General features: G+C 69.4%; 22 protein-coding genes. 11 read left to right on the plus strand and 11 right to left on the minus strand.

All coding sequences use genetic code 11. From position 1 onward, the window contains the following. Nucleotides 1–8: 8 nt before the first annotated feature. Nucleotides 9–668, minus strand: a complete 660-nt coding sequence (locus ACNI65_RS12345) for a response regulator (RefSeq protein ID WP_416763369.1) — start codon at nucleotides 666–668, stop codon at nucleotides 9–11. A gap of 249 nt (nucleotides 669–917) precedes the next feature. Here ACNI65_RS12345 and ACNI65_RS12350 point away from each other — a divergent pair, with 249 nt between their 5' ends. Beyond that, complete coding sequence (locus ACNI65_RS12350; RefSeq protein ID WP_416763371.1) at nucleotides 918–1880, plus strand: alpha/beta fold hydrolase; 963 nt, start codon at nucleotides 918–920, stop codon at nucleotides 1878–1880. Nucleotides 1881–1913: 33 nt separating this feature from the next. On the opposite strand, the gene ACNI65_RS12355 is transcribed toward ACNI65_RS12350, so the two are convergent. Further along, nucleotides 1914–2804: a YbgC/FadM family acyl-CoA thioesterase gene (locus tag ACNI65_RS12355; protein ID WP_416763373.1), complete on the minus strand. Its 891-nt coding sequence runs from the start codon at nucleotides 2802–2804 to the stop codon at nucleotides 1914–1916. Continuing rightward, nucleotides 2801–3859, minus strand: a complete 1059-nt coding sequence (locus ACNI65_RS12360; protein ID WP_416763618.1) for an alpha/beta hydrolase — start codon at nucleotides 3857–3859, stop codon at nucleotides 2801–2803. Before ACNI65_RS12360 ends, ACNI65_RS12355 begins: the two co-directional genes overlap by 4 nt. A gap of 119 nt (nucleotides 3860–3978) precedes the next feature. Here ACNI65_RS12360 and ACNI65_RS12365 point away from each other — a divergent pair, with 119 nt between their 5' ends. From ACNI65_RS12365 to ACNI65_RS12375, 3 genes are all read left to right on the plus strand, one after another. Then, nucleotides 3979–5139 (plus strand): iron-containing alcohol dehydrogenase, encoded by a 1161-nt coding sequence (locus ACNI65_RS12365; RefSeq protein WP_416763375.1) that lies wholly within the window; start codon nucleotides 3979–3981, stop codon nucleotides 5137–5139. Between the two features lie 97 nt (nucleotides 5140–5236). After that, entirely contained in the window at nucleotides 5237–5845 is a 609-nt protein-coding gene (locus ACNI65_RS12370; protein WP_416763377.1) for a TetR/AcrR family transcriptional regulator, read from the plus strand. An 80-nt stretch (nucleotides 5846–5925) separates the two neighbouring features. After that, complete coding sequence (locus ACNI65_RS12375; RefSeq protein ID WP_416763379.1) at nucleotides 5926–6426, plus strand: hypothetical protein; 501 nt, start codon at nucleotides 5926–5928, stop codon at nucleotides 6424–6426. On the opposite strand, the gene ACNI65_RS12380 is transcribed toward ACNI65_RS12375, so the two are convergent. The 5 genes from ACNI65_RS12380 to ACNI65_RS12400 all read right to left on the minus strand — a co-directional run bounded on the left by ACNI65_RS12380 (nucleotide 6427) and on the right by ACNI65_RS12400 (nucleotide 12520). Continuing rightward, nucleotides 6427–7587, minus strand: coding sequence for a hypothetical protein (locus ACNI65_RS12380; RefSeq protein WP_416763381.1), 1161 nt, complete (start codon nucleotides 7585–7587; stop codon nucleotides 6427–6429). It abuts the gene before it with no gap. A 77-nt stretch (nucleotides 7588–7664) separates the two neighbouring features. Next, on the minus strand, nucleotides 7665–8072 hold the full coding sequence (locus tag ACNI65_RS12385) for a hypothetical protein (RefSeq protein WP_416763383.1): 408 nt from the start codon (nucleotides 8070–8072) through the stop codon (nucleotides 7665–7667). After that, nucleotides 8069–10777, minus strand: coding sequence for an ATP-binding protein (locus ACNI65_RS12390; RefSeq protein WP_416763385.1), 2709 nt, complete (start codon nucleotides 10775–10777; stop codon nucleotides 8069–8071). The genes ACNI65_RS12385 and ACNI65_RS12390 overlap by 4 nt, the downstream gene beginning before the upstream one ends. A 35-nt stretch (nucleotides 10778–10812) precedes the next feature. Continuing rightward, nucleotides 10813–11529 (minus strand): GAF domain-containing protein, encoded by a 717-nt coding sequence (locus ACNI65_RS12395; RefSeq protein WP_416763386.1) that lies wholly within the window; start codon nucleotides 11527–11529, stop codon nucleotides 10813–10815. A 10-nt stretch (nucleotides 11530–11539) separates the two neighbouring features. Then, nucleotides 11540–12520 carry a bifunctional helix-turn-helix transcriptional regulator/GNAT family N-acetyltransferase gene (locus ACNI65_RS12400; RefSeq protein WP_416763387.1) on the minus strand — a complete coding sequence of 327 codons (981 nt, stop codon included), beginning with the start codon at nucleotides 12518–12520 and terminating at the stop codon, nucleotides 11540–11542. Between the two features lie 196 nt (nucleotides 12521–12716). On the opposite strand from ACNI65_RS12400, the gene ACNI65_RS12405 reads away from it, so the two are divergent. Beyond that, nucleotides 12717–13865 carry a hypothetical protein gene (locus ACNI65_RS12405; RefSeq protein ID WP_416763388.1) on the plus strand — a complete coding sequence of 383 codons (1149 nt, stop codon included), beginning with the start codon at nucleotides 12717–12719 and terminating at the stop codon, nucleotides 13863–13865. A 16-nt stretch (nucleotides 13866–13881) separates the two neighbouring features. Here the strand turns inward: ACNI65_RS12405 and ACNI65_RS12410 are convergent, their stop codons facing one another. Next, on the minus strand, nucleotides 13882–14349 hold the full coding sequence (locus ACNI65_RS12410) for a response regulator (RefSeq protein ID WP_416763389.1): 468 nt from the start codon (nucleotides 14347–14349) through the stop codon (nucleotides 13882–13884). A gap of 198 nt (nucleotides 14350–14547) precedes the next feature. Between ACNI65_RS12410 and ACNI65_RS12415 the strand changes: the two genes are divergently transcribed. From ACNI65_RS12415 to ACNI65_RS12425, 3 genes are all read left to right on the plus strand, one after another. After that, complete coding sequence (locus ACNI65_RS12415) at nucleotides 14548–19665, plus strand: HAMP domain-containing protein (protein WP_416763390.1); 5118 nt, start codon at nucleotides 14548–14550, stop codon at nucleotides 19663–19665. Further along, nucleotides 19656–21971, plus strand: coding sequence for a response regulator (locus tag ACNI65_RS12420; protein WP_416763391.1), 2316 nt, complete (start codon nucleotides 19656–19658; stop codon nucleotides 21969–21971). Before ACNI65_RS12415 ends, ACNI65_RS12420 begins: the two co-directional genes overlap by 10 nt. 202 nt (nucleotides 21972–22173) lie before the next feature. Continuing rightward, complete coding sequence (locus ACNI65_RS12425; protein ID WP_416763392.1) at nucleotides 22174–22605, plus strand: hypothetical protein; 432 nt, start codon at nucleotides 22174–22176, stop codon at nucleotides 22603–22605. A 72-nt stretch (nucleotides 22606–22677) separates the two neighbouring features. On the opposite strand, the gene aceA is transcribed toward ACNI65_RS12425, so the two are convergent. Then, a complete protein-coding gene (gene aceA, locus ACNI65_RS12430; RefSeq protein ID WP_416763393.1) occupies nucleotides 22678–23976 on the minus strand; it encodes an isocitrate lyase in 1299 nt (432 codons plus the stop codon). Nucleotides 23977–24410: 434 nt separating this feature from the next. Here aceA and ACNI65_RS12435 point away from each other — a divergent pair, with 434 nt between their 5' ends. Next, entirely contained in the window at nucleotides 24411–24563 is a 153-nt protein-coding gene (locus ACNI65_RS12435; protein ID WP_416763394.1) for a hypothetical protein, read from the plus strand. Nucleotides 24564–24622: 59 nt separating this feature from the next. After that, a complete protein-coding gene (locus ACNI65_RS12440; RefSeq protein ID WP_416763395.1) occupies nucleotides 24623–24805 on the plus strand; it encodes a hypothetical protein in 183 nt (60 codons plus the stop codon). A gap of 85 nt (nucleotides 24806–24890) precedes the next feature. On the opposite strand, the gene ACNI65_RS12445 is transcribed toward ACNI65_RS12440, so the two are convergent. After that, a complete protein-coding gene (locus tag ACNI65_RS12445; protein WP_416763396.1) occupies nucleotides 24891–25868 on the minus strand; it encodes a tripartite tricarboxylate transporter substrate binding protein BugE in 978 nt (325 codons plus the stop codon). 143 nt (nucleotides 25869–26011) lie between these two features. Between ACNI65_RS12445 and ACNI65_RS12450 the strand changes: the two genes are divergently transcribed. Continuing rightward, nucleotides 26012–26905, plus strand: a complete 894-nt coding sequence (locus ACNI65_RS12450) for an AEC family transporter (protein ID WP_416763397.1) — start codon at nucleotides 26012–26014, stop codon at nucleotides 26903–26905. Nucleotides 26906–26924: the final 19 nt, after the last annotated feature.

Consider the following 26924-nt stretch of genomic DNA (forward strand, 5'->3'; position numbering starts at 1 on the left):
GAGGTCGATCAGAGATCGATGATCCCGCGCCGCACGGCGATGGTGACGGCGTGGGTGCGGTCGCTCGCGACGAGCTTGCCCAGGATGCTCTTCATGTGCGCCTTGACGGTGCCCTCGGCGATGTCGAGCTGACCGCCGATGCGCTTGTTCGAGCGCCCTTCGGCCACGAGCTTGAGCACGGTGGTCTCGCGCGAGGTCAGGTGCTGGTCGGCGACGTGCTCGGCCAACTGGACCGCGAGCGCGGAGGGGAAGCGCCGAGCGCCGGCATGCACGGCGCGGATCGTGTCGAGCAGGTCCTTGCGCAGCGCGTCCTTCATCAGATAACCGGCCGCGCCGGCCTGCGCGGCCTCGAGCAGCTGCGCGGGCGCGCCGAAGCTGCTGAGCATCACCACGCGCGCGCACGGGAACTCCGCGCGGATCGCCTTGAGCGCGGCGATGCCGTCCATGCCGCGCATGCGCACGTCCATCAGCGTGACGTCGGGCCGGTGGCGGCGGAAGGTCTCCAGCGCGTCGAGCCCATCCTGCGCTTCGGCCACCAGGCGCATGTCGGGCTGCACCTCGATCGCGCCGGCCACGCCCTCGCGCAGCAGCGGGTGGTCGTCGACGGTCATCACGCGGATCTGGCAGGCGGTTGAAGTCGAGATCGAGGTCGCGATCGAGGTCGTCATGGCGCGCTTTCTGAGGCGTAGCCCGGAAGTGGTGTCAACGATGCTGCCCCGATGCGGCAGGTGCGGGATCTCTCATTCGGGAGAGCGCGGGCTCGGGTCTGCCCGCCCTGTACGAAAGAGGTAGAGGCCGGGCGCACTTTCCGGCATGGCGGCGACGGTCGGCGCTGACGAACATCCTCAGCGATCTCCGCCTTCGGGCGGACGTCTCTCGATTCGATCCCCACAACCTCCCCCAGAAGGAGTTCCCCCATGACGATCCGTCCTACCCGCCGCGCTGCCGCGGCCTTCCTCCTCGCGGGGTGCGCTGCGCTGACGGCGCTCACTGCCGCGCTGCCGGTCCAGGCGCAGACGAGCACCCCCTCGACCGCCAAGTCGACGGCCATCGTCGAGCGCGACGCGACGGTGAACGGCGTGAAGCTGCATTACCTGATCGCCGGCAGCGGCGATGCGACGCCCATCGTGCTGCTGCACGGCTACACGCAGACGAGCCGCATGTGGCGTCCGCTGATGCCGCGCCTGGCCGGGGCGGGTCCGGTGATCGCGGTGGACCTGCGCGGCGCGGGCGGCTCGGGCAAGCCCGACCTGCCGGGCGAGAAGAAGCTGCTGGCCCAGGACATCCACGCGCTGACGCAGCAGCTGGGTTATCGCAAGGTCCGGATCGTCGGCCATGACATCGGTCTGATGGTGGCGTATGCCTACGCGGCGCAGTATCCGGACGAGGTCGAGAAGATCGTGCTGATGGACGCCTTCCTGCCTGGCGTCGGGGACTGGACCAAGGTCTGGCTGCTGCGCGACCTGTGGCACTTCCACTTCTACGGCGAGGTGCCGGAGAAGCTGGTGGCGGGCCGTGAGCGCACCTACTTCGAGCATTTCTGGAACGACTTTGCCGCCGACCGGACGAAGTCCATTCCCGAGGCGGATCGCAAGGCCTACACCGCGTCGTACGCGCAGCCGGGCGGCATGCATGCGGGCTTCGGCTACTTCAAGGCCTTCGAGCAGGATGCGAAGGACTTCGAGGCGATGTCCCGGACGAAGCTGACGATGCCGATGATGGTGCTGACGGGCGAGAAGGCTTCGGGCGAGTTCCTGATCGGTCAGGCGCGGCTGGTGGCGACGCAGGTGGACGGCCGCATCGTCAAGGGCTCGGGCCACTGGATCATGGAGGAGTCGCCGGAGTTCACGATGAACGCGTTGGTGGAGTTCTTGAAGTGATCTGAGGCGATGGGGGCCGGACGGCCCCCGGCCTCACAAGCTCCGCACCATCTCCACGTGCGCGATGCCGGCTTCCTCGAAGACCGGTCCGCGGCGCTGGAAGCCGGCGCGGGTGTAGAAGCCTTCGGCGCTGAGCTGCGCGTGCAGCAGCACCTCGCGGTAGCCCTGCTCCCGCCCGGCCTGCATCAGCGCGTCCAGCACCTGACGCCCCACCCGGCTGCCGCGCATCGGCGACAACACCGCCATCCGGCCGATCTTGGCCACGCCGGGCACGTGCTCCAGCAAACGCCCCGTGGCCAGCGGCCGGCCCAGCCGGTTGTAGGCCACCGCGTGCGTGCAGCCCTCGTCGGCCGCGTCCCACTCCATCTCGGCGGGGATCTTCTGTTCCTCGACGAACACCGCCTGGCGGATGCGATGCGCGTCCTCGCCCAGCGTCGCCCACGTGCCCACCCGCGCGTCCGTCATCGACTCGCCGCGCTCGAAACCGAGCAGCAGCTCGCGCAGCGCCTGCGGCACCGCCTTGGGCACCCGCGCCACCGGATCGGCGAAGACATAGACCAGCTCGCCGTGCACCAGGCACTCGTCACCGCGGAACACCGCGCAGCTCACCGTCAGCGAGCTCGTGCCCACGCGCTCGGTGCGCACGCCGATGTCCAGCAGCTCGTCGTAATGCGCCGAGCCCAGGTACTCGATCGTGGACTTGCGCACGAACAGGTCGCCCTCCAGCGCCTGCATCGTCGGCGAGTACGGCAGCGCCAGCGCGCGCCAGTAGCCGCCGACCGCCGTGTCGAAATACGTCAGGTAATGGCCGTTGAAGACAATCTGCTGCGCGTCGATCTCGGCCCAGCGCACGCGCAGGCGTTCGAAGAAACGGAATCGGTCGCGGGCAGGCGACGCGGTGGGCGCGGTGGTGCTCATGCTCATGCCCCGGTGGGGGTCGTGGAAGTCGGGGCCGTGGTGTCGACGGCTGCGGGGATGGAGGACGTCGCGGGCGTCGCTGGCGTTGCGGGCGCGGGCAGCCCGAACGCCGTCCGCAGCGCGTCGGCGCAGGCGTCCAGCGCCTCGCTGGCCTCCGGAATGCTACGGCCCATCTTGATGAAGTCGTGCGTCACGCCGCGGTACAGCTCCAGCCGCACCGCGTTGCCGTTCGCGCGCAGCAGGTCGGCGTAGGCGATGCCCTCGTCGATCAGCGGATCGGCCTCGGCCAGGATCAGGCAGGCCGGCGCGACGTCCTCATGATCATCCGCGCGCAACGGCGCGAAACGCCAGTCCTCGCGCCGCTCGCTGGGGATGTACTGGTTGAAGAACCACGCGATCGTCTCGGCGTCCAGCAGGTGGCCCTGGGCGAAGCGGCGATGCGAGTCGGTGTCGGCGTGCGCCGTCGCGCCCGGCGTGATCAGCAGCTGCAGCGCGAGCGTCAGCCCCAGTTGCTCGCGGATGTCGCGCGCGTGCAGCGCCGTCACCGCGGCGAGCGTGCCCCCGGCGCTGTCACCGCCCACCGCGATGCGCGCGCGGTCCAGGCCGAGCCCGGGCGCGGCCGTGGCCAGCCACGCGAGCGCCGCCCAGCAGTCGTCGACCGCCGCGGGGAACGGATGCTCGGGCGCGAGCCGATAGTCCACGGCGAGCACCGCGCAGCCGGTGCGCAAGGCCATCTGCCGGCACAGGCTGTCGTGGGTCTCCAGATTGCCGATGACGAATCCGCCACCATGGAAATACAGCAACACCGGCAGTCCGCGACCGGCCTGACCCTCCGCCTGATCGCGCTCGGCCACGGCCTCGCGCGTCATCGGCGCGTAAAGACGCGCATTGATCGTGCCTGCCGGGCCGGGGATCGCCACCGGCTCGACGCGCGGCAAGGGCGCGCGCGGCAGATCCAGGATCTCCGCGCCCATCAGATAGGCGATGCGCGCCTGCTTGGGCGACAGGCTGGCGAAGGACGGCCGGTTGGCGCGGTGGATGCGCTCCAGCACCGCGGCCATCCGCGGTGTCAACAAGGTGCTACTCAACGGGAACTCCAGGGCGTAGGCTAGGTCGTCGACCCAGCCGCAATCCCAGGATTTTCCCAGACAACGACCCCCACGGCAGAGGACCCCTTCCCATGGCCCTGATCCAGTACCTCACCCACATCCACCTGGAGGCCGGCGCGCGACGCGTGATCGGCGCCGAATGCGCGCGCAACGGCATCTCCCGGCCGCTCATCGTCACCGACCGCGGCGTGCGCGCCGCCGGTGTGCTGGACCTGGTCCTCGAGGCCTGGACCGGCTCCCCGATCGACGCGAGCGCCCTGCCCGTCTTCGACGCCACGCCGCCCAATCCCACCGAGGCCGCCGTGCGCGAGGCCGTCGCGATGTATCGCGCGCACGACTGCGACGGGCTGATCGCGGTGGGCGGCGGCTCCAGCATCGACCTGGCCAAGGGCGTGGCGATCGCGGCCACGCACGAGGGCCCGCTGACGGCGTACGCCACCGTCCTGGGCGGCGCCGGCAACATCACCGACCGGGCCGCGCCGCTGATCGCCGTGCCCACGACCGCCGGCACCGGCTCCGAGGTCGCGCGGGGCGCGATCATCATCGTGGACGACGGCCGCAAGCTCGGCTTCCACAACTGGGTGCTGATGCCGCGCTCCGCGGTGTGCGATCCCGAGCTCACCCGCAAGCTGCCCGCCGGGCTCACCGCGGCCACCGGCATGGACGCGATCGCCCATTGCCTGGAGACCTTCATGTCGGCGGCCTTCAATCCGCCCGCCGACGGCATCGCGCTGGAGGGCCTGCGCCGCGGCTGGGGCCAGATCGAGCGCGCCACCACCCACCCCGACGACCTCGACGCCCGGCTCGACATGATGGCCGCCAGCACGCTGGGCGCGCTCGCGTTCCAGAAGGGCCTGGGCTGCGTGCACTCGCTCAGCCACGCACTGGGCGGGCTGATGCCCACGCTGCATCACGGCACGCTCAACGCCGTGTTCCTGCCGGCGGTGATCCGCTTCAACGGCATGCACGACTCGATGCGCCGCGACGACAAGATCGCCCGCATGGCGCATGCGATGAACCTGCAGGAAGGCACGCCCGCCGACGAGCTCGCCGGCGCGGTCAAGGCGATGAACCAGCGCCTGGGGCTGCCCGCGGGACTCGGCGAGATGGGCGTGACGGTGGACCTCTACGACCAGATCATCGAGCGCGCGCTGCACGACCATTGCCACAAGACCAATCCCCGCGAGGCCTCGCCCAGCGATTACCGGCGCATGCTGGACGAGTCGATGTGAGCGATGGGGGCGATGGGGGCGATGGGACTGCCGGGGCCTTTGACAAGCAACCTACCAACTAGTAGAGTGCGACGCATCGTGTCCCCGATCGATGCCCATGTCCGCCCTTCCGATTGAATCGCTGCCCGAGCTGTCGCCCAAGGCGGCCGAGATCGCCGCCCACACCCGCGCGCTGCTGGTGGCGGGCGGCTACAACAGCTTCAGCTACGCCGATCTGGCCGAACGCGTGGGCATCACGAAGGCCAGCATCCACCATCACTTCGCGAGCAAGGCCGTGCTGGTGCGGGACGTGGTGGTGCGTTATCGGCAGGAGGCCCAGGTCGGGCTCGCGGGTCTGACGGCACAGGTGGACGATCCGCTGTCGGAGCTCAACGCCTACGCCGACTACTGGGCCGGCTGCATCCGCAGCGGCGAGCATCCGTTCTGCATCTGCGCGATGCTCGCCACCGAGTTGCCGACCATCCCCGACGAGGTCGCCGTCGAGGTTCGCGCGCATTTCCAGGACCTGAACACCTGGCTCGCGGCAGTGCTCAAGCGCGGCGCGGCCGCCGGGCAGTTCCACCTGCTCAACAGTCCGGCGGTGTCGGCCAAGGCCTTCATGGCGGTCGTGCATGGCGCGATGCTCGTCGCGCGCGCCCTCGACGACCCGAAGTCCTTCGCCACCATCGTCCAGCCCGCCATTCTCAAGCTGACCCAGCCCGGCTGATTCGTTCTCTCCTGGGGCGACCGCGGTCGCCCTCCTTTTCGCCATTGCAACCTACCTACTAGTAGATCACAAGACTCGCCATGACTCATCCCTTGTCCACGCTTGGTGTCGCGCACACCGCCCTCAGCCTGATCCCGGTCGTCGCCGGCCTGATCGCCTTCGCGCACCAGGGGCGCATCGATCCCGGCACGCGCGCGGGCCGGGTGTACCTCGGCGGACTGGCGCTGTCGGTGCTCACCTCGTTCGGGCTGTCCAGCGTCGTCGGCGTGAATCCCGGCCACGTGCTGGGCGTGCTGGCGCTGATCGCCGCGTTCGGCGGCGCGTGGCTCGCCCCCCGGCTGGGTTTCCTCGGGCGGCTGCGGACCTACCTCGCCACCTTCGGCCTGTCGTTCAGCTACTTCCTGCTGATGGTGCCCGGCATCAACGAGACGCTGAGCCGGCTGCCCGTCGCGCATCCGCTGGCGACCGGCCCGGAAGACCCGGTCGTGAAGACCGCGCTGCTGGGCTGGTTCGTGCTGTTCCTGGCGGGCTTCGCGCTGCAGGGACGCTGGATCGCTCGATCCGCCTCTCACCGCGGTTGATCAGCGCAGCTGATCGATCGGCAGATGCCGGTAGCGCAGCGTGTTGATCAGCAAGTTGAACAGCCTCACTTCCGACAGCGCCTCATCCGACAGACGTTGGAGGACCAGCGCCCGCGACCGCGTCAACGAGGCGATGATCTCCGCCGCCGGAATCGGCGCGTCCACGAGGAAGAACGGCGGCGCCTCCGCGCCGATGCCCTTGCGCTGCTCGATCTGCGCGAGGGTGCGGCGCGCGAGCTCGGCGCTGGACGCACGCAGTTCGGACTTCGGCATCAGCGAATGCCAGGTCGCGAAGCTCGCGTGGTCCAAATCGCCGCGCTGCTTCGTCCAGTAGGCCTGCGCCTTGTCGTCGAGCGTCTCCATGCGGACCTCGCGCAGCGCCGCCGGGCCATCGGGACCGCCGCTCATCATCATGAAGGTCATGACGCGGCCGAAGGTCTCGTAATCGGTCCAGGTCTCGCCCACGCGCTTGATCTCGGGCACGCTGGCCGGCGAGCCGATCCAGATGAGGATCTCGATGATGCGGCGCGCGATCGCCGGGTCGGTCTCCACGCGCAACAGCTCGCGCAGATGGGTCTCCCCGCGCTCGCCGTACGGCCCGTAGAGGAACACCGACGCGAGCGTGCTCTCGAGCTTCATCGCATGCTGCGGTACGAAGAGCTGCACGTCCTTGCGCAGGAAGGCGCGGTCGATCAACGGGAACGCGCGCACGTCCTGCCTCGCTGCGACGAGCCGGGCGAACTCGAACAGCTGCTGGACATTGGCATCGACCACCGGATCCTTCGGATCGATGGCCGCCAGCGCCTGGGCACCCTTGTCTCGATCGGCATCGTCGATGCCGTTGAGCGTCAGGTAGTCCCCCAGGTCCAGCAGCACCATGCCGTTGGGCTGGGGCGCGCGCAGCTCTTGGTGGAGTTGCTCGCGCAGCAGCGGCAGCACCTGCGGCTTGTTCGCCTTGAAGTAGGCCCACCCCGCGTCCATCTGCCGGTTGTGACGCGCGATGGTGGCGTTGTCATCGTCGGCGCGGATCTCGCGGAGGTACTTCACGTGCGATTGCACTTCCTCCGCCGGAGTGGCCGCGCACGCGCCGCCGATCCCGCTTCCCATCAGCGCGCAGGCGCCCAGCCAGCCGGCGATCGCTCGCCGCATCCTCGTGTTCATCGGAACTCCCTCCGTGGTGATGCGATCCGGGGCCGCTGTCGATCGCGGCGATCGCCCCGGGATTTCTCCGTCCGTGCTCAGTTGCCCGGCCGGCTCTTGGACTTGTAGCTCGTGCCGGCCGGCGTCCAGAACACCGCGCCGACGGACGTCTCGTTGAGGTGGGTGTCCAGGTCGCGCTCCGCGAGCTGCTCGCGCAGGCCTTCCAGCCCGGTCTCCGAATTCAGGATGTAGCCCTCCTCGAGCACATCGCCGTAGTTGGACTCCGTGTTCCCGACGGCCAGCTCGACGAGGTCGTCGACCTCGCTCACGTCCATCGACCAGACATGCACGTCCTGATCGATCGCGAAGGTCTTGATGCGCCACACGGCGCCCTCGTGCGAGAAGAACTGGATCGTGTCGAAGCTGTCCTCGGTGGCCTCCTCCTCCGTGTCGGCGGCATAGCTGCTGCGGATGCTCAGACGGAAGAGGATCAGTTGCGTGGTCATGACAGTCCCATGGCTTGAATGGCGCGCACCAGCGCGGAGAACTCCACCGGTTTGCGGAAGTGGGCCTGGAAACCGGCCTCGAGCGCCTGGCGCTGGTCGGTCTCACGGGCGAAGGCGGTCAAGGCGATGGCGCGGATGTCGCCGCCCTGCCCCGCGGGCAGCTCGCGCACACGGGTCAGCAGCTCGAAGCCGGTCATCTCGGGCATCCCCAGGTCGGAGATCAGCAGGTTCAGATCGGACCCCGGCAGCACGTCCAGCGCCTCGGCACCGCTGGCCGCCGCGGTCACCTGCGCGCCCTGCAGGCCGAGCGCCCGCGCGACCATCTCGCGCACGGTCTCGTCGTCGTCCACGACGAGGATGCGCGCGCCCTTGAGCGAGATCCGGTCCGTCGCGCCCGGATCGGGCGAGGCGCTGGCGAGGTCGCGCGTGACGATGGCCGGCAGCGAGACGATGAATCGCGCGCCCTGCCCCTCGCCGGCGCTCTCGGCGCGCACGTCACCGCCATGCAGTTCGACGAGATTGCGCACGATGGAGAGCCCCAGCCCGAGACCGCCATGGCGCCGTGCCATCGAGCCATCGGCCTGCCGGAAGCGCTCGAAGACATGCGGCAGGAACGCCGGCGCGATGCCCATGCCGGTGTCCTCGACGATCAGGTCCACATGGCTCGCGCCGCCGCGCAGCAGCACGCGCACCTCGCCGCCGCGCGGCGTGAACTTGATCGCGTTGGACAGCAGGTTGGACACGACCTGCTGCAGCCGGTCGGCATCGCCCATCACCGTGGCGCCCGCGTCGACGGCGACGTCCGCGGTCATCTGCACGCCGGCACGCTCGGCCGCCGGCGCGAGCAGCTCCACCGCCGCCAGCGTGAAGCTCGCCGCCGACACCGGCGCGACCTCCAGGCTGAGCTTGCCCGTGGTGATGCGGCTCATGTCCAGCAGGTCCTCGATCAGCTGCGCCTGCGCCTTGGCGCTGCGCTCGATGACGTCGATGCCCTTCTTGAGGTCGGCCGGCTCGTCGCCGAACTTGCGCCGCAGGATGTGGACCCATCCGGTGATCGCGCTCAGCGGCGTGCGCAGCTCATGCGACAGCGTGGCGAGGAACTCGTCCTTGACCAGCCCCGCCTGCTCGGCGGCCAGGCGCGCGGTGCGCTCGCTCTCGAGCAGCCGCGTGCGCTCGACCATCGCCTCGCGCGACGCGGCGTACAGCCGCGCGTTGTCGATGGCGACGGCGGCCTGGCTGGCGATGCCCTCGGCCAGGCGCTCGCTGCGCTCGGTGAAGACGCACACGTCCTCGTGTCCGAAGAACAGGCCGCCGAGGACCTCCCCCGATCGGCTGGTCACCGGCACCGCCAGGTAGCTGCGCACCGGCAGGTGGCCCGGCGGCTTGCCGTGATGCGGCCCCCACTGGCCGTAGCGCGCATCGGCCATCACGTCGTCCAGCCGGATCGTGGGCTCGCCACGGAAGGTCGGTCCGAACAGCGCCGTGGGCCGCGGATGGCCCAGCTTGTCGAAGTGCTTGCGGTCCGCGCCGGACAACGCGTAGAGCAGGTAGGCCTCGCCCTGGTCGTCCACGCCGTTGTAGAAGAACGCGCCGAAGCGAGCGCCGGTCAGCTCGGTGGCCGCGTCGGTCACGCGCTGCACCAGCGCGCCGATGTCCAGCTCGGCCGACAGCGCCGCGCCGGTGCGGTTGAGCGTCTCCAGCGTGCGGGCCTCCTCGCGCAGCGCGGCCTCGGCCCGGGTGCGCTCCAGCGCTTCCCAGCAGCGCGCCACGACGATCTTCACCAGCGCGATCTCGTCATCGGTCCAATGCCGCGCCTCGCGCTGATGCACGGCCATCGCGGCGACGAAGCGTCCGTCCTTGTGCAAGGGCACGCAGATGACCGACTGGATGCTGGTGCGCGCGTAGGCGCTGAGATCGGTGTCGGCGGTGACCGGGTCGCGGTCGACGTCGTGGTTCACGAAGGCCTGGTCGGCGCGCATCTGCCGCAGCACCTCCTGGCCGAAGTCGCCGAAGCGGTAGGTCCCGACGATGCTGGCGACGCCGTCGTTGAAGTCGCCGATGACATCGAAGGTGTCCTGGTCGCCGCGCACCGTCGCATAGGCACAGCGGTTGGCGCCGAGATGCCGGCCCAGCCGCTCGGCGGTGACACGCATCACGTCGGCGGGCTCGGTGATCGCGCGCGTGGCCTGGGCCAGCGCGTCGAGGAAGGCCAGCCGGCGCGAGGCCAGCACCTTCTCGGTCGTCTCGGCGAAGGTGACCAGCACGCCGGCCGCGCGGCCCGCGTCGTCGCGCACCGCGCTGTAGGAGAAATTGAAGAAGACGTCCTCGGGATACCCGAAGCGGTCGATGGTCAGCTTGAAGTCATCGAAGCCCATCGGCGCGCCCGCCAGCGCCTGCTGCCACATCGGGCCGATCGTGGGCCAGATCTCGGCCCAGGTCTCGGACGCGCGCCCACCGAGCGCGGGCTCGGCCTTGTCGCCGAGGATCGGGCGATAGGCGTCGTTGAAGATCTGGATGTGCTCCTCGCCCCAGGCCAGGTACATCGGCAACTGGCATTCGAGCATCGTCGCCACGACGCTGCGCAGCGCGGCAGGCCAACGCTCGAAGGGCCCCAGCGGCGTGCGTGCCCAGTCGAAGGCGCGCACGCGGTCGGCCATGTCGCCCCGGAGGGAGGCCAGGGCCGGGAAGGAAGAGGAATCACCCATGACGCGCATAACGCGCGAGCATAGCCGCGCTCAGCTCAGATCGGCCTCGCGATCTCTCCGCCCGACAGCGTGGCCGCGACGGCGACGATCAGCGCCAGTTCCGGCCCCGTGAAGAAGTCCTTGTCGAAGGCCTCGGAATCCAGGATGCCGACGATGCGGCGATCGGCATCGAACAGCGGCAGGCAGGCCTCGGCCTTCACCTTGGGATCGCAGGTGTAGTAGCCGCCGCCCTCGGCCACGAAGGCCGCCACGTCGTTGATCAGCCGCGCGCGGCCGCTCAGGCCCACGGCGCTGTTGTTGCTGCCTGCGGCAAAGGCCTCGGTCAACGGGAACTCGGCGCGGCTCTCCGCACCGAAGTAGGCCAGCTTCACCAGCACCGGCTCGCCGTCGGGCTTGCGTCGCGCCTGATAGACGCCGAACCAGTGGCTGGCGCTGTGCGCGCGGTAGTAGCGCGTGACGATGGTGGCCTCGGCGACCAGGCGCTGGTTGTCCACCGAGGGCGCGCCCAGCAGGCCGGTGAGGTCGTAAGGCTGCTCGGCCAGTTGCCCGAACAGCGAGCACGCCCCACCCTCGCCCAGCTCCGGCACTCGGTAGCGCCAGGCCACCTCGGTGTCGGCCAGCGCCTGCGGCGTCAGCAGCGCCTGCAGCGCGGCCTGATGGGCGGCGACGAGCGCGGAGAAGTCCGCGGGCAGCGCCGCGGCGGCGAGGTCGGCGCGAAGGCCGCTGGCGTCGAGGTAGAGGTCGTGGTTCATGAATCAGGGATCAGGGAAGCGCCGAAAGGTCCAGCTCCCAAGTTTCGCCGATCAGGTCCAACCCGAATCCCTGGAAGGCTTCTGTGCCGGTGAGCCGATAGCCCGCCTTGCGATAGATGTGCTTGGCCGCGTCGAGCTGGCTGTTGGTCCACAGACGAACGCGTCGATAACCGGCCTCGCGCGCGAAGCGGTGGCACTCGGCCACGAGCCGGTCGCCCAGACCCAGCCCGCGCGCCGAGGGTTCCACCAGCAGCAGTCGCAACTGGGCCGTGCCCTCGATGGGCGCGTCGCTCGCCTCGTCGCGGGCCTGCACCAGCGCCACGCTGCCGATGTTCAGGCCGTCGCGCTCGGCGATCCAGCAAGCCTCGCGGCGAGCATCAAAACGCTCGATGAAATCAGCGGCGATGCGCGCGACGAGCGCCTCGAAGCGCATGTCGAATTGGTACTCCCGCGCGTACAGCGCGCCATGCCGCGCGACGATCCAGCCCAGATCGCCGGGCCGATGGGACCGCAGGATGAAGCCGCCCCGCGCGGGTTTGGCCGCGGCCTCGTCCGGCGATTCGAGCAGCGCCTGCACGCGCCGGAAGGCCTGCAGCAGCTCGGTCTGCTGCGCCTCGCCCAGCGCCTCGAGCAGTTCCCCCACCTGGGCCTGCGAGCGTTTCTCCAGCGGCTTGAACGCCTTGCGCCCGGCCGGACTCAGTTGCAGCAGCGACTGCCGCGCGTCCACCGCGCTGCGCGTGGCGCGCACCAGATCGCGTTCCTTGAGGTCGCGCAGCAGCCGGCTCAGGTAGCCCGCATCCAGGTCCAGCAATCGCCCCAGCTCGGTCGCGGTGAGCCCCTCGGCCTGCTCCAGATGGGCGAGCTCGAACAGGATGCGGCCCTCGGTCAGGCTGAACGGCGAGTCGAGCAGTCCCTCGTTGAGCACGCCGATGCGGCGCGTGTAGAAGCGGTTGAAGCGCCGGACGGCTTCGATGCGGTCGAGATCGGTCATGGCCGCATGCTCCGCCATTTGGTTGCTTTTGGCAAGTATTTGATTGCCTCGTGGAATTCTGCGGATGTGAGGAATTGGCCGCGAATGCGTCGATTCATCGGCCGCGCCAGCGCCGGCGGCGACGCTTCGCCATGCTTCAATCCGCGCTTTCCAGACATCAACCGATGCGTCGACATCGGATCAGGGAGTTCCGGGCATGTCCGCCACCTTCTCGCGCCGGCGCTCGCACGCGCTGGCCGCGCTCGCTTTCGCGGCGCTCTCCACGCTCGCCGCATTCGCTTCGACGGCTCATGCCGCGCAGGCCGCCCAGTCAGCCCAGACCGCCTCGGTGCCGCTGCTCGATGAGCTGGAGCAGTCGGTGCGCGCCGAAGGTGGCTTCATGAAGGAGCTCACCGAGGAAGGCATCGCCGATGTGCGCCGCAAGCTGGCCGCAGGCGAGACGCCTTCGGGGGTTGATTACGGCCTGCTGATCAGCAAGCTGGTCGAGGAATGCCAGGACGAGGCGGTCGAACATCCGGACCGCGCGCTGCGCAAGATCGCCCTCGCGCTGAAGCTGGCCGATGCCTGGCGGGACCGGTTCGATAACTGGGACTCGATCGTGCGCCGCAATGAAGCGACGGCGCTGATGTGGCGCTGGCTGCTGTTGGGCCAAGACGCGGACCGCCAACTGGCGCATCGCCATCACGCGCTCAACGACGAGACCGAGACCATCCCCAAGGACCGCGGCATGGGCGCCTATTTCCTGGGCGCCGAATACGAGCAACTGGCCATGGCCGCCCAGAAGCTGGGGCGCCCGCGCGAAGCGCAGGTCGCGCTGCTTCGCCAGGGCCTGGCGGTCCATCAGGCCGGCTACGCGCGCTATCGCGACGGCTTCGATTCCACCGTCGGCCTGAACGCGCTCTACGGCAAGTTCCCGTTCGTCACCGGCGGCTCGATGCTGGCCGAGGTCATGGACGAATGGCTCGCGGCGCTGCGCGATCGCCCGCCGCAGGCACAGGCACGCTCCGGCACCAGCGTCGCCGGACCGCTCTTCCTGCTGGGCCGCGACGACGAGGCCGTGGTCTGGCTCAAGCGCTACCTCCGCCAGGACGAGGCCGAGGACGCCGCGCAGATCGCGGCACTCGCCGGTCTGCCCGATGCGCCGCCCGACGCCCGGGCCCAGGTCCAGGCCATGCGGCGCGAGGGCCGTTGCATGACCGTGATCCACACCAGCGAGTTCCAGGCTTTCTCGCACCGCGCGCCGCGCCGCGCCGCCGAGGTCCGCGACCTCGCCTGCGCGGGCGTGTCGCCCGGGGATTCGCCCAATGTCAGCCGCGCGATGTCGCAGTTGGGCCGCGCGGATTGAGGGTCGATGCTGAGGCTCAATGCCTCGGTGTGCGATCCCTGTATGCCGCGGGCGTGGGGCGGATCGTCGGCGCGCTGTGGCTGGCGCTGAAGTTGCCGGGTCTTGCGGTCAGCAATACCGCCAGCAGGTCGGTCACCTTCAGCGGCTTGTAGAGCAGCCGGTTGAATCCCGCCTGGCCGGCCTTCTCGTCGGTGATCTCGGGACCGCCGCCCGTCAGGCACACGTACATCACGTGACGGCCCGCCTCCGCGTCGATCAGCTTGGCCTCGGCCACCACCTCCAGCCCGTTCATGTCGGGCATGTCGAAGTCCACGAAGACCAGTTCCGGCTTGAACAGCTTGGACAGCCGCAGTCCCACCCGGCCGCTGTAGGCCACCGAGGTCGCGCAGCCATAGCAGCGGAACAGCTCGCTGAGGCTGCGCGCGCCCTCGGGATCGTCATCGATCACGAGGACGCGCAGGGCGTGAGGCGATGTGTCCGACATCGTTGATTTCTCCGTGAATGCAACACGACGCAACAGCAGTAGGCACGCGACGAAGCGCGTCCGGCTCCCGCCGTCCGTCCATACCCTGATTTGGCAATCAGCGTGCCCGCTCCTCCCCTCCTAAACCCACCCCTGTCAGCGTTGTCGCGCGGCTAAAGTCGATCGGTTGAGCCGCGTTCAGACGGCCGGGAGTCGCTCATGAGCGTCTTGGAAGAAGGGGTGGCCGTGGTCCCGGCCGAGCATCTCAACGCGATGCTGCTGGCCTTGCACGCACTGCGCCGAGGAGACCCCGACATCCGCCTGCCGTTCCACTGGACCGGCGTGGCGGGCAAGCTGGCCGACGCGTTCAACGAGGTCGTGGAGCAGAACGCGACGATGGCCGCGGAGCTCTCGCGGCTGCGCCAGGTCGTCGGCCGCGAGGGGCGGCTCAAGCAGCGCGCCGCGCTGCGCGAGACGCGCGGCTTCTGGGGCCAGCAGGTCGACTGCATCAACGCGCTCATCGACGACCTCGTCCACCCGACCAGCGAGGCCGCCCGCGTCATCGGCGCCGTGGCCGAGGGCGACCTGACCAAGTCCATGGCGCTCGAAGTCGACAACCGCCCGCTGCAGGGTGAGTTCCTGCACACCGCCAAGACCATCAACCGCATGGTCGAGCAGCTCGGCGACTTCTCCGCCGAGGTGACCCGCGTGGCGCGCGAGGTCGGCACCGAGGGCAAGCTCGGCGGTCAGGCCGAGGTGCAGGGCGTCGCTGGCACGTGGAAGGACCTGACCGACTCGGTCAACTCGATGGCCGGCAACCTCACCGCGCAGGTCCGCAACATCGCCGACGTGACCACCGCCGTCGCCCAGGGCGACCTGTCCAAGAAGATCGACGTCGACGTCAAGGGCGAGTTCCTGACGCTGAAGAACACCATCAACACGATGGTCGACCAGCTGCGCTCGTTCGCGTCCGAGGTCACGCGCGTGGCGCGTGAGGTCGGCACCGAGGGCTCGCTCGGCGGCCAGGCCCGCGTGGAGGGCGTCTCGGGGACGTGGAAGGACCTGACGGACTCCGTGAACTCCATGGCCGGCAACCTGACCTCGCAGGTGCGCAACATCGCCGACGTGACCAAGGCCGTGGCTGCGGGCGACCTCTCCAAGAAGATCACCGTCGACGTCAAGGGCGAGATCCTCGAGCTCAAGAACACCGTCAACACGATGGTGGACCAGCTGCGCTCCTTCGCCGCGGAAGTGACCCGCGTGGCGCGCGAGGTCGGCACCGAGGGCAAGCTCGGCGGCCAGGCCGACGTGCAGGGCGTCGCCGGCACGTGGAAGGACCTGACCGAGTCCGTGAACTTCATGGCCGGCAACCTGACCTCGCAGGTCCGCAACATCGCCGAGGTGACCACCGCCGTGGCCGCGGGCGACCTCTCCAAGAAGATCACCGTCGACGTCAAGGGCGAGATCCTGGAGCTCAAGAACACCGTCAACACGATGGTGGACCAGCTGCGCTCCTTCGCCGCGGAGGTGACCCGCGTGGCGCGTGAGGTCGGCACCGAGGGCAAGCTCGGCGGACAGGCCGATGTGCAGGGCGTCGCCGGCACGTGGAAGGACCTGACCGACTCCGTGAACTCGATGGCGTCCAACCTGACCTCGCAGGTGCGCAACATCGCCGACGTGACCAAGGCCGTGGCCGCGGGTGACCTCTCCAAGAAGATCACCGTGGACGTGCTCGGTGAGATCCTGGAGCTCAAGACCACGATCAACACGATGGTGGACCAGCTGTCCTCCTTCGCCGCGGAAGTGACCCGCGTGGCGCGAGAGGTCGGCACCGAGGGCCGGCTGGGCGGACAGGCCACGGTGCGCGGCGTCTCCGGCACGTGGAAAGACCTGACCGACAACGTGAACTTCATGGCCGGCAACCTGACCGGCCAGGTGCGCGGCATCGCCAAGGTCGTGACCGCGGTGGCCAACGGCGACCTCGCGCAGAAGCTGACCGTGGAGGCCAAGGGCGAGATCGCCGCGTTGGCCGACACCATCAACTCGATGACCGACACGCTGGCGATCTTCGCCGACCAGGTCACGACCGTCGCGCGCGAGGTGGGCGTGGAAGGCAAGCTCGGCGGTCAGGCCAAGGTGCCGGGCGCCTCGGGCACGTGGAAGGGCCTGACGGAGAACGTCAACGAGCTTGCCGCCAACCTGACCACGCAGGTGCGCGCGATCGCGGAGGTCGCCACCGCCGTGACGCAGGGCGACCTGACGCGCTCCATCACCGTGGAGACGCAGGGCGAGGTCGCCGCGCTCAAGGACACGATCAACGAGATGATCGTCAACCTCAAGGACACGACGCAGAAGAACACCGAGCAGGACTGGCTCAAGACCAACCTCGCCAAGTTCAGCCGGATGCTGCAGGGCCAGAAGGACCTGGTCACCGTCGGCCAGCTGATCCTCAGCGAGCTCGCGCCCGTCGTCGGCGTGCAGCAGGCCGAGTTCTACGTGATGAACATGCGCGGCGAGATGCCGCGCCTGAAGCTGATCGCGAGCTACGCCTCGGGCGGGCTGTCCACGCACGGCAAGGAGCTCGCGCTGGGCCAGGGCCTGGTCGGCCAGTGCGCGCTGGACCAGGAGAAGATCCTGCTGGCCAACGTGCCCGGCAGCGCCTTCCGCGTGGCCTCGGGCCTGAGCGAATCCGCGGCGATGGAAGTGCTGGTGCTGCCCGTGGTCTTCGAGGGCCGCGTGCGCGCGGTGCTGGAGCTGGCCTCGCTGGAGCGCTTCAACCCGACCCACCAGGCCTTCCTGGACCAGCTCACCGAATCGATCGGCATCGTGATCAACACGATCGAGGCCAGCACGCGGACCGAGGACCTGCTGATCCAGTCGCAATCGCTGGCCGAGGAGCTGCAGCGCCGGCAACAGGAACTGCAGCAGACCAACGGCGAGTTGCAGGAGAAGGCCCAGCTGCTGGCCCATCAGAACCAGGAGGTCGAGCGCAAGAACACCGAGGTCGAGCAGGCCCGCCAGGCGCTGGAGGAAAAGGCCGAGCAACTCGCGCTGACGTCCAAGTACAAGTCCGAGTTCCTGGCCAACATGTCGCACGAGCTGCGCACCCCGCTGAACTCGCTGCTGATCCTGTCGGACCAGCTCTGCAAGAACAGCGAGGGCAACCTGACGCTCAAGCAGGTGGAGTTCTCCAAGACCATCCACGCGTCGGGCAACGACCTGCTGATGCTGATCAACGACATCCTGGACCTGTCCAAGATCGAGTCCGGCACGGTGGCCGTCGACGTCAGCGAGCTGCGCCTGGACGAGCTGCAGCGCTCGGTGGAACGCAGCTTCCGCCACTTCGCGGAGTCCAAGCACGTGGGCTTCGCCGTCGAGATGGCCGCGCCGCTGCCCAAGGCGCTGGTCACCGACGTCAAGCGGCTGCAGCAGATCATCAAGAACCTGCTGTCCAACGCCTTCAAGTTCACGCACCAGGGCCAGGTCACCTTCGCCGTCACGGCCGCGAGCGAGGGCTGGTCCGCCGACAACGAGGCGCTCAATCACGCGAGCCAGGTCATCGCGTTCTCGGTGGCCGACACCGGCATCGGCATCTCCGCCGACAAGCAGCAGATCATCTTCGAGGCCTTCCAGCAGGCCGACGGCTCGACCTCGCGCAAGTACGGCGGCACCGGGCTGGGCCTGGCGATCAGCCGCGAGCTGGCCCGGTTGCTGGGCGGTGAGATCAAGCTGGTGAGCGCGCCGGGCCATGGCTCGACCTTCACGCTGTACCTGCCGCAGCACTACGCGCCGGCGCGCAGCCCGCGCGCCCGGGCACCGAGCGCTGGCCGAGCGGCCTCGGCCGCGGCCCTGGACGCGGGATCGCGCGCGATGGCGGCCGACGCGCCGACCTCGATCAGCGCAGCCGAGCTCGCCGAGGCGGCCGTGCAGCGCGCCGCGGCGCGACGCGCCCCGCCCGCCCACGGATCGACGGGAGCCGGCGGGTCCGTCGCGCGCCAGGCCGGTCCGGGCGATCCCACCCACGACGACGACGCGGCGGCGCTCGACCCGCATCGCGTGCAGATGGACACGCCGCCAGACAGCATCGTCTTCGCCAACGTCGCCAAGGACGACCGCGACGACATCGGCAGCGGCGACCGCGTGGTGCTGATCGTCGAGAACGACCTCGCCTTCGCCCGCGTGCTGCTCGACGCGGCGCGCCAGGGCGGGATGAAGGGCCTGGTGGCGACCACCGGCGCGGCGGCGCTCACGATGGCGCAGGAGTTCCGGCCCAGCCTCGTCACGCTGGACATCTTCCTGCCCGACATGCAGGGCTGGCGCGTGCTGGACCGGCTCAAGTCCGGCCCGGACACCCGCCACCTGCCGGTGTGCGTGGTCTCCACCGACGACGCGCGCGATCGCGCGCTGCAGGCCGGCGCGCTCGGTTTCCTGTCCAAGCCGCTACAGTCGCGCGATGACGTCGAGGACGCGCTGCGTGACCTGCAGCGCTACCTGGACCGCCCGCAGCGCCGGCTCGCCGTGGCGATGGCCGACGGTCCCGCGCGTCAGGCGCTGCTCGAGCCCCTGGCGCGCGACGTGGAGACCGTCTTCATCGCCGACGCCGAACAGGCACGCGCGCTGCTGCCCGGCGCGGACGCGCTGCTGGTGGACGCGGCCCAGGGATGGATCGGACCGCAGGACGTGCTCGACGCGATCGAGCGCCGCCCCGGCACGCTGCCGCTGCCGGTCGTGGCGGTGAACGCGCTCCCGGTGGCCAGTGCGGCCGCAGGGGCCGACGCCGTCATCACCGGCGGCGACGACCCGGCCCGGCGCTGGTCGCGGCCGGTGGGATTGCCGGTCAGCCTCGCCGCGGGCACCGATGCCGCGCGGGCCGCGCTGGCGCTCGCGCTGCATCGACCGCAGACCGACATGGACGACGACGAGCGCCGCGCCTTGCATGACGCGCAGCAGGCGCGCTGTCCGCTCATGGGCCGCAAGGCGCTGATCGTCGACGACGACATGCGCAACATCTTCGCGCTGGCCACGGTGCTGGACGGGCACGGCATGGTCATCGTCTCGGCCGACAACGGCCGCGAGGCGATCCGGCTCGTGCAGGAGGACCCGTCCATCGACATCGTGCTGATGGACATCATGATGCCGGAGATGGATGGACTGGAGACCATGCAGCAGATCCGGCGCCTGCCGCGCGGGCGCGAGCTGCCGATGATCGCCGTCACCGCCAAGGCGATGAAGGGCGACCGCCAGAAGTGCATCGAGGCGGGCGCCTGGGACTACCTGTCCAAGCCCGTCGATCCGGCCAACATGCTGACCGTGCTCCGAGGCTGGCTATGCCGTTGAGCGCCCTCTTCGACGGCTATGCGACGCCGGACGCGGCCGAGCGCGCGAGCATCCTGATCGTCGACGACCTGCCCGAGAAGCTGCTCGTCTTCGAGACCATCCTGGCCGATCTCGACCAGCACCTGGTCATCGCGCGCTCGGGCAGCGAGGCGCTGCGTGAGGTGCTGCGCCAGCAGTTCGCGGTGATCCTGATGGACGTGAACATGCCCGGCATCGACGGGCTGGAGACGGCCCGGCTGATCCGCGGTTATCGGCGCTCGGCGCACACGCCCATCATCTTCGTCACCGCCTACGCCGACGAGCTGCAGACGGCGCAGGGCTATTCGCTCGGCGCGGTCGACTACATCCTCTCGCCGGTCATCCCGGACATGCTGCGCAGCAAGGTGCGGGTCTTCGTCGACCTGTTCATCATGCAGCAGCGCCTGCGGCAGCAGGCACTGGAGCGCATCGCCATCGCGCGCGCCGAGGCCGCGCAGCGCGCCGCCGAGGAGAACACGCGCCGCTCGATCTTCCTGGCGCAGGCCGGGCGCGAGCTGGCCGACTCGCTGGACGCCGACGTCGCGATGCGACGGCTGCTCACGCTGCTCGTGCCGCGTTTCGCGCCGCGCGCGCTGCTGTGGCTGCGCGACGCGGGCCACGGCCACGAGCGCGTGCTGCGCTGCGACGCGCCGACCGCCGCGGGCGAGCCGCCGCTGCTGATGGAGGGCCGCGAGCAGATGCTCAGCGAGGTGCTCTACAACGCCGCGCGCAGCGCGCTGGACGATGAGGAGCCGGCCTCGCGCGCGCTGCTGCGCCGCGAGACCACGAGCGGCGTGGCGCTTCCGCTGGTGGCCGGCGAGCGCGAGCTCGGCGCGCTGCTGCTGGTGGATCCGCATGAGCCGCCGGACTGGCCGACGCTCGAGGAGCTGGCCGGCCGCGCCGCCATCGCGTTCGAGAACGCCCGGCTCTACGGCGCGCTGCAGGCGGAGATCGTCGAGCGCCGGCAGGCCGAGTCCGAGCTGCTCGAGGCCAGCCGCCGCAAGGATGAGTTCCTGGCGATGCTGTCGCACGAGCTGCGCAACCCGCTCGCGCCGATCCGTGGCGCGATCGAGGTCATGCGGGCGCTGTCGTCGACCTCATCGACCTCATCGACCTCCGCCCTCGGCGCGGGCGCGCAGGCACTGCCTGCCGCGGACCGCGCGCGCCGCCTGGTCGACGCCATCGCGATCACCGATCGCCAGACCCGGCACCTGACCCGCCTGGTGGACGAGCTGCTGGACGTCGCCCGGATCAGCCAGGGCAAGATCGTGCTGAAGACGGAGACGCTCGATCTGCGCGACATCGTGCGCCAGGGCCTGGAGCAGGTGCGCGCGCTGATCGACGAGCACCACCAGCAGCTCCGGCTGGACCTGCCCGATCGGCCCGCGCGCGTGCGCGGCGACGCCGCCCGGCTGATCCAGGTCGTGACCAACCTGCTGCACAACGCGTCCAAGTACACCGAACCCGGCGGCCACATCGCGCTGAGCCTGGCGCAGGAGGACGACGGCTTCGTGCTGTCCGTGCGGGACAACGGTCGCGGCATCGAGGCGTCGCTGCTGCCGCATGTCTTCGAGTTGTTCGAGCAGGGCCCGCGTGGGCTGGACCGCAATCAGGGCGGACTGGGCGTCGGGCTGACCCTGGTGCAGCGCCTCGTGCAGCTGCATCACGGCGAGGTCGAGGCGCTCAGCGATGGCCCCGGTCAGGGCTCGGAGTTCCGCATCCGCTTGCCGGCCGCATCGTCGGATGACGCCGTGTCCGAATTGCCGCAAGAGCCGAGAGGGTCGATCGCGGAAGCGACGTCGCACGCGACCCTGGCATCCGCCGTGGCGTCACGGGCCGTGCCGTCGCCGCGCGCCGATGAACCGGGCGCGCCGGCGCGGGCCGACGCCTGCCAGGTCCTCGTCGTCGACGACAACCGCGACGCGGCTGATTCGATGGCGGTGTTCCTCGAGCTGGCGGGCTTCGAGACCCAGGTCGAACTCGATGGCCCCGGGGCGATCGACCGGGCGGCGACGCATGGGCCCGAGGTGGTGCTGCTGGACATCGGCCTGCCGGGGCTCGATGGCTACGAGGTCGCGCGACGGCTGCGCGCGCTGCCCGGCGGCGATCGCTGCCTGCTGATCGCGCTGACCGGTTACGGCCAGCAGGACGATCGTCGCCGTGCGCACGAGGCCGGGTTCGACGTGCACCTCGTCAAGCCGGCGGACCCGGATGCGGTGGTCGAACTGATCCAGGAATGGCGCCATCGAGACAGGACCGAGCGCCGATCCGAACCTTCACTGCGGTGAACGGGCGCGCGCCGCGCCGCACTACGCCGCTCCCCAGCCATGTCGAGCCAGGTCTTGCCCATGCCGGGCCGCGTCGCGCGCCCGGCCGGAGACCGTTCATGTCCCTTCCGTCCGCTCTGCCCCGTTCGTCCACGCCCCGTATCCTGAGCCGCCTCTCGAACGACCTTCCGCCTGCCTCAAGCTGCTTCGCCTGATCGCGCGCGTGCGCCATCTCGACGGCCCCGATGACATCGCCAGCGGCATTCCGGCCGCGATGTCCAAGGCGCAGGCACCGTTCGTGGAGCTCGGGCTGCTCGGTCTGTTCTTCCCGCCCGTGGCCCTGGGGCTCGCCGCCCCGGGCATCGCCCTCACGCTGGGCGGCAGCGTGGGGGGCGCTGTCAATGAGGCCCGGCGCGAGCGCTACCTCGGCGAGGACGCCCCGCCCGCGGTGAAGGCGGCGGCCCTCGGCAATCTGGGCGCCGACCTGCGCGAGCGCGGTCTGGGCCGGGTGCTCGGCGACGTCGCCCGACGGTTCGAGGCGCCCGGCCACCCGTTCATCCGCGCCGACTCCCGCGCGGCGCTCACCGACCTCGCGGCGGTGATCGTCGAGCGGCGAGCTCGGCACGGGTACGAGCGCCACGCCGCCCCGGCATGAAAAAAGGGACGGCTCCCCAGCCGTCCCTTCCCGGTTCACCGGCCCCGCCGAGGCGAGGCCGCCACACGGCGATCAGCCGTGCTTCGCGTCGAAGAACTGTTCGTCCTCGGTGGAACCCTTCAGCGCCGCGGTCGACGCCTGCGCCTCGATCGTGGTGGTGACCGCGTCGAAGTAACCCGTGCCCACCTCGCGCTGATGCTTCACGGCGGTGAAGCCCTTCTCGGCAGCGGCGAATTCCGCTTCCTGCAGCTCGACGAAGGCGCTCATGTTGTTGCGCGCGTAGCCGTAGGCCAGGTTGAACATCGAGTAGTTCAGGCTGTGGAAACCGGCCAGCGTGATGAACTGGAACTTGTAGCCCATGGCGCCCAGCTCGCGCTGGAACTTGGCGATCGTGGCGTCGTCCAGGTTCTTCTTCCAGTTGAAGGACGGCGAGCAGTTGTAGGCCAGCAGCTTGCCGGGGAACTTCGCATGGATGGCCTCGGCGAAGGCCTTGGCGAAAGCCAGGTCGGGCTTGCCGGTCTCGCACCAGATCATGTCGGCGTACGGCGCGTAGGCCAGGCCGCGGCTGATCGCCTGGTCCACGCCGTTGCGGGTGCGGAAGAAGCCCTCGACGGTGCGCTCGCCGGTGCAGAACGGCTTGTCGTTGTCGTCGATGTCGCTGGTGACCAGGTCGCCGGCCTCGGCGTCGGTACGCGCCAGCAGCACGGTGGGCACGCCCATCGTGTCGGCCGCCAGACGCGCTGCGACCAGCTTGGCCACCGCCTCACGCGTCGGCACCAGCACCTTGCCGCCCATGTGGCCGCACTTCTTCGCGGCGGCGAGCTGGTCCTCGAAGTGCACGCCCGAGGCGCCCGCCTCGATCATGGCCTTCATCAGCTCGAACGCGTTGAGCACGCCACCGAAGCCGGCTTCCGCGTCGGCCACGATCGGGGCGAAGTAGTCGATGTCGCTCTTGCCCTCGGACCACTGGATCTCGTCGGCGCGCTTGAAGGTCGCGTTGATCTTCTTCACGACCTTCGGCACCGAGTCCACCGAGTACAGCGACTGGTCGGGGTACATCTCGCCGTTGCTGTTGGCGTCGCCGGCGACCTGCCAGCCCGACAGGTAGATGGCCTTCAGGCCGGCCTTGACCTGCTGCATGGCCTGGTTGCCGGTCAGCGCGCCCAGCGCGTTGATGAAGGGCTCGGTGTTGACCAGGCTCCACAGCTTCTCGGCGCCGCGCTTGGCCAGCGTGTGCTCGATCGGCAGCGAACCGCGCAGGCGAACCACGTCCGCGGCGCTGTAGCCGCGCTGGATGCCCTTCCAGCGGGGGTTTTCCGCCCAGTCCTTCTCGAGGGCGGCGATCTGCTGTTCGCGGGTCAAGGTCGTCATGGTGAGCTCCTGTAGGTATGAACTTGCTGAGAGAAAAAACGAAAACCGATGGGCTCAAATCTAGGCGCCTCGACCGGGGGCGTGGAGCTTTATGTCTTATATAAGACTTAATTTTTTATCTTTCAAAATCAATAACTTGCAGAACAAAAACCGGATTGTGAGAGTGACTCTTCCATCATGAGAAATCTTGCGGCGGTGCAGCACGCGACTTTTTTGCATGCCGCAAAGAACTTTTCATGATTCGAAATTTGACGGTTTCGGGCTGCCCTGCGAACTTCCACCTGCCGTACAAGCGACTAGCCGCCCGTGCCGCGACCTGATCCCAGGCCGCCGCGTACCGGAACACCGGTCGCAAGACGCGGCACCTCGGCGATCGGACCGATCTCGCGGCGACCTTTCCCTAGGAGAGAAAAATGATTGGTGCACTCGTTCCCATGGCGTCGAAGCTCATTGGCGGTCAAGCACTGGGCGGCATCGTCGGCGGCCAGGGCGGCGGCATCGGCGGCGCGATCGGCGGCGTGGTCAACACGCTCACCGGCGGCCTGTTCGGCAACGTGATGAAGGGACTGGGCGGCATCTTCGGCTGACCCTCGCAGACATTCCCCACCCCGACGCCCCGTGAGGGGCGTCCTTCCAGGAGAACACCATGATCGGCCTGATCGGCGAAGCCATCGGCGGCATCAAGCGACTGGTGGAAGGACCTTCCGCCTCCGACATCATCAGGAAGTCCGGCCTGCAGGGCGACATCGCGGCGAGCAACGCCGCACGCGGCCTGTCCGCGGGCCTGATGAACCACTCGATGCAAGGACTCTGCGGCCTGTTCCGCTGAGCCCGCGCCAGAACGACAAAAGGGGCGTCCTTCGGGACGCCCCTTTCTCATTGGCGCGGTGGACGCCGGACGTCCACGCCAGGGATCAGTCGAGCTTGAGCTTCTGCGTCTCGACGACCTTCTTGTAGACCGCGTACTCGGCCTTGATCTGCTCGGTGAATTGCTCGGGGGTGTTGCCGATCACGATGGAGCCGGTTTCCTCGATGCGCTTCTTGACCTCGGGCATCTCGACGGTCTTGCGGGCCGCCTCGTTGATCTTGGCCACGACCTCCTTGGGCAGGTTCTTCGGACCCAGGATGCCGTAATAGGCCATGCGGTTCACGGGCTCCAGGCCGAGCTCCTTGAAGGTCGGCACGTTGGGCAGCACGGCCAGGCGCTGCGGCGCGGCCACGGCGATGGCCACCAGGCGGCCGTCCTTGATGAAGGGCAGCGCCGAGGGCAGGTTGTCGAAGATCATCGGCACCTGGCCGGCAACGGTGTCGTTCAGGGCCGGGCCGGCGCCGCGATACGGGATGTGCGTGACGAAGACCCCGGTCAGGCTCTTGTACAACTCCATCTGCAGGTGGCCGATGCCGCCGGTGCCCGAGGTGGAATAGCTGTACTTGCCGGGGTTCTTCTTGAGCTCCGCGACGAAGGCCTTGTAGTCCTTGGCCGGGAACGACGGATGGACGGCGATGACGTTGGGCGTGGCCGCCAGGTTCACGATCGGCGTGAAGTCCGTCAGCGGGTTGTACGGCGTCTTCGGGTTGATGGCCGGGTTTGTGGCCGTGGTGGACACCGTGGCCACACCCAGCGAATAGCCGTCGGGCGCGGACTTGGCCGTGTCGTTGGCGCCGATGATGCCGCCGCCGCCGGCCTTGTTCTCGACGATCATGGTCTGGCCCAGCGGGCCGGAGATGTGCTGCGCGACGACGCGGGCGACGATGTCGGTGGTGCCGCCCGGCGCGAACGGGACGACCAGCTTGACCGGCTTGTTGGGATAGGACTGCGCGAGCGCCGCAGCGCAGGACAGCGACAACGTGCTCAACAGCAGGCCGTGTTGAAGGATCGAGCGACGGTTCATGGGCTCCTCGTCTTCTGAAGGATGGGGGATCGGCAGAGCTTAAGTATCCCGATGTATCGCCCGGGCTAGCGGAACTACGTAGAGACCTCACCGGGAGGGCGGGAAAGCGCTGGCACACTCTGTCGCCCCCTTCGAGTCTTCCGATGTTGCTGCTGTTGCCTGACTTCCTGCTGATCGTGGCCGGCTTCGTCCTGTGCCGCTACACGCCGCTGGACCGCCCGGTCTGGGAGGCCGCCGAGAAGCTGGTGTACTTCCTGCTGTTCCCGGTGCTGCTGTTCAATTCGATCTCGCGCAGCAGCCTGTCGCCGGGCGACACGATGGCGCTGATGGGCGGGGGGCTGGGCGTGATGCTGACCGGCATCGCGCTGGCCTTTGCGCTGCGCTGGGTGCCAGGTGTTGACGCGAGGACGCATGCGTCGGGCTCGCAGGTGGCCTTCCGGTTCAATTCCTTCGTCGCGCTGGCGCTGGCGGAGCGGCTCTACGGCGCGCAAGGCGTGGCGTGGATCGCGATGATCGTGGCGGTGTGCGTGCCGGTGGCCAACGTGGCGGCGGTGTACCCGCTGGCGCGCCATGGCGGGCACGGCTACCTGCGCGAGCTGGCGCGCAATCCGCTGATCGTGTCGACCTTGGCGGGGCTGGCCGCCAACCTGCTGGGGCTGCGGCTGCCCGAGCCGGCCGCCATCTCCTTGCAGAAGATCGGCCTGGCCGCGCTGCCGCTGGGGCTGATGGCGGTGGGCGCGGGGCTGCGGCTGGGCGCGCTGAAGGATGCGCCATGGCTGGCGACGGCGCTGCTGTCGATCCGGCACGTCGTGCTGCCGCTGGTCGCGCTGCTGATCGGCCATCTGCTGGCGCTGCCGGCGCCGCAGGCGGCGTTGCTGCTGGCGTTCGCCGCGATGCCCACGGCGTCGAGCGCCTACGTGCTGGCGGTGCGCATGGGCGGCAACGGGCCGTTCGTCGCGGGACTGGTCACCGTGTCCACGCTGTTGGGGATGATCGTGCTGCCGTTGTGGCTGGCGCTGGTGACCGGATCCCCCTAGCCACCGCCAGTTCGCCGCC

Origin of the sequence: Roseateles sp. So40a (assembly GCF_048081605.1) — a bacterium.
Taxonomy (GTDB): Bacteria; Pseudomonadota; Gammaproteobacteria; order Burkholderiales; family Burkholderiaceae_C; genus Roseateles.

Bases quoted from the DNA above. Each gene is read 5' to 3' on its own strand.
- ACNI65_RS12345 (WP_416763369.1), bottom strand. From the start codon at position 668: ATGACGACCTCGATCGCGACCTCGATCTCGACTTCAACCGCCTGCCAG.
- ACNI65_RS12350 (WP_416763371.1), top strand. From the start codon at position 918: ATGACGATCCGTCCTACCCGCCGCGCTGCCGCGGCCTTCCTCCTCGCG.
- ACNI65_RS12355 (WP_416763373.1), bottom strand. From the start codon at position 2,804: ATGAGCATGAGCACCACCGCGCCCACCGCGTCGCCTGCCCGCGACCGA.
- ACNI65_RS12360 (WP_416763618.1), bottom strand. From the start codon at position 3,859: ATGGCCGCGGTGCTGGAGCGCATCCACCGCGCCAACCGGCCGTCCTTC.
- ACNI65_RS12365 (WP_416763375.1), top strand. From the start codon at position 3,979: ATGGCCCTGATCCAGTACCTCACCCACATCCACCTGGAGGCCGGCGCG.
- ACNI65_RS12370 (WP_416763377.1), top strand. From the start codon at position 5,237: ATGTCCGCCCTTCCGATTGAATCGCTGCCCGAGCTGTCGCCCAAGGCG.
- ACNI65_RS12375 (WP_416763379.1), top strand. From the start codon at position 5,926: ATGACTCATCCCTTGTCCACGCTTGGTGTCGCGCACACCGCCCTCAGC.
- ACNI65_RS12380 (WP_416763381.1), bottom strand. From the start codon at position 7,587: ATGAACACGAGGATGCGGCGAGCGATCGCCGGCTGGCTGGGCGCCTGC.
- ACNI65_RS12385 (WP_416763383.1), bottom strand. From the start codon at position 8,072: ATGACCACGCAACTGATCCTCTTCCGTCTGAGCATCCGCAGCAGCTAT.
- ACNI65_RS12390 (WP_416763385.1), bottom strand. From the start codon at position 10,777: ATGGGTGATTCCTCTTCCTTCCCGGCCCTGGCCTCCCTCCGGGGCGAC.
- ACNI65_RS12395 (WP_416763386.1), bottom strand. From the start codon at position 11,529: ATGAACCACGACCTCTACCTCGACGCCAGCGGCCTTCGCGCCGACCTC.
- ACNI65_RS12400 (WP_416763387.1), bottom strand. From the start codon at position 12,520: ATGACCGATCTCGACCGCATCGAAGCCGTCCGGCGCTTCAACCGCTTC.
- ACNI65_RS12405 (WP_416763388.1), top strand. From the start codon at position 12,717: ATGTCCGCCACCTTCTCGCGCCGGCGCTCGCACGCGCTGGCCGCGCTC.
- ACNI65_RS12410 (WP_416763389.1), bottom strand. From the start codon at position 14,349: ATGTCGGACACATCGCCTCACGCCCTGCGCGTCCTCGTGATCGATGAC.
- ACNI65_RS12415 (WP_416763390.1), top strand. From the start codon at position 14,548: ATGAGCGTCTTGGAAGAAGGGGTGGCCGTGGTCCCGGCCGAGCATCTC.
- ACNI65_RS12420 (WP_416763391.1), top strand. From the start codon at position 19,656: ATGCCGTTGAGCGCCCTCTTCGACGGCTATGCGACGCCGGACGCGGCC.
- aceA (WP_416763393.1), bottom strand. From the start codon at position 23,976: ATGACGACCTTGACCCGCGAACAGCAGATCGCCGCCCTCGAGAAGGAC.
- ACNI65_RS12435 (WP_416763394.1), top strand. From the start codon at position 24,411: ATGGCGTCGAAGCTCATTGGCGGTCAAGCACTGGGCGGCATCGTCGGC.
- ACNI65_RS12440 (WP_416763395.1), top strand. From the start codon at position 24,623: ATGATCGGCCTGATCGGCGAAGCCATCGGCGGCATCAAGCGACTGGTG.
- ACNI65_RS12445 (WP_416763396.1), bottom strand. From the start codon at position 25,868: ATGAACCGTCGCTCGATCCTTCAACACGGCCTGCTGTTGAGCACGTTG.
- ACNI65_RS12450 (WP_416763397.1), top strand. From the start codon at position 26,012: ATGTTGCTGCTGTTGCCTGACTTCCTGCTGATCGTGGCCGGCTTCGTC.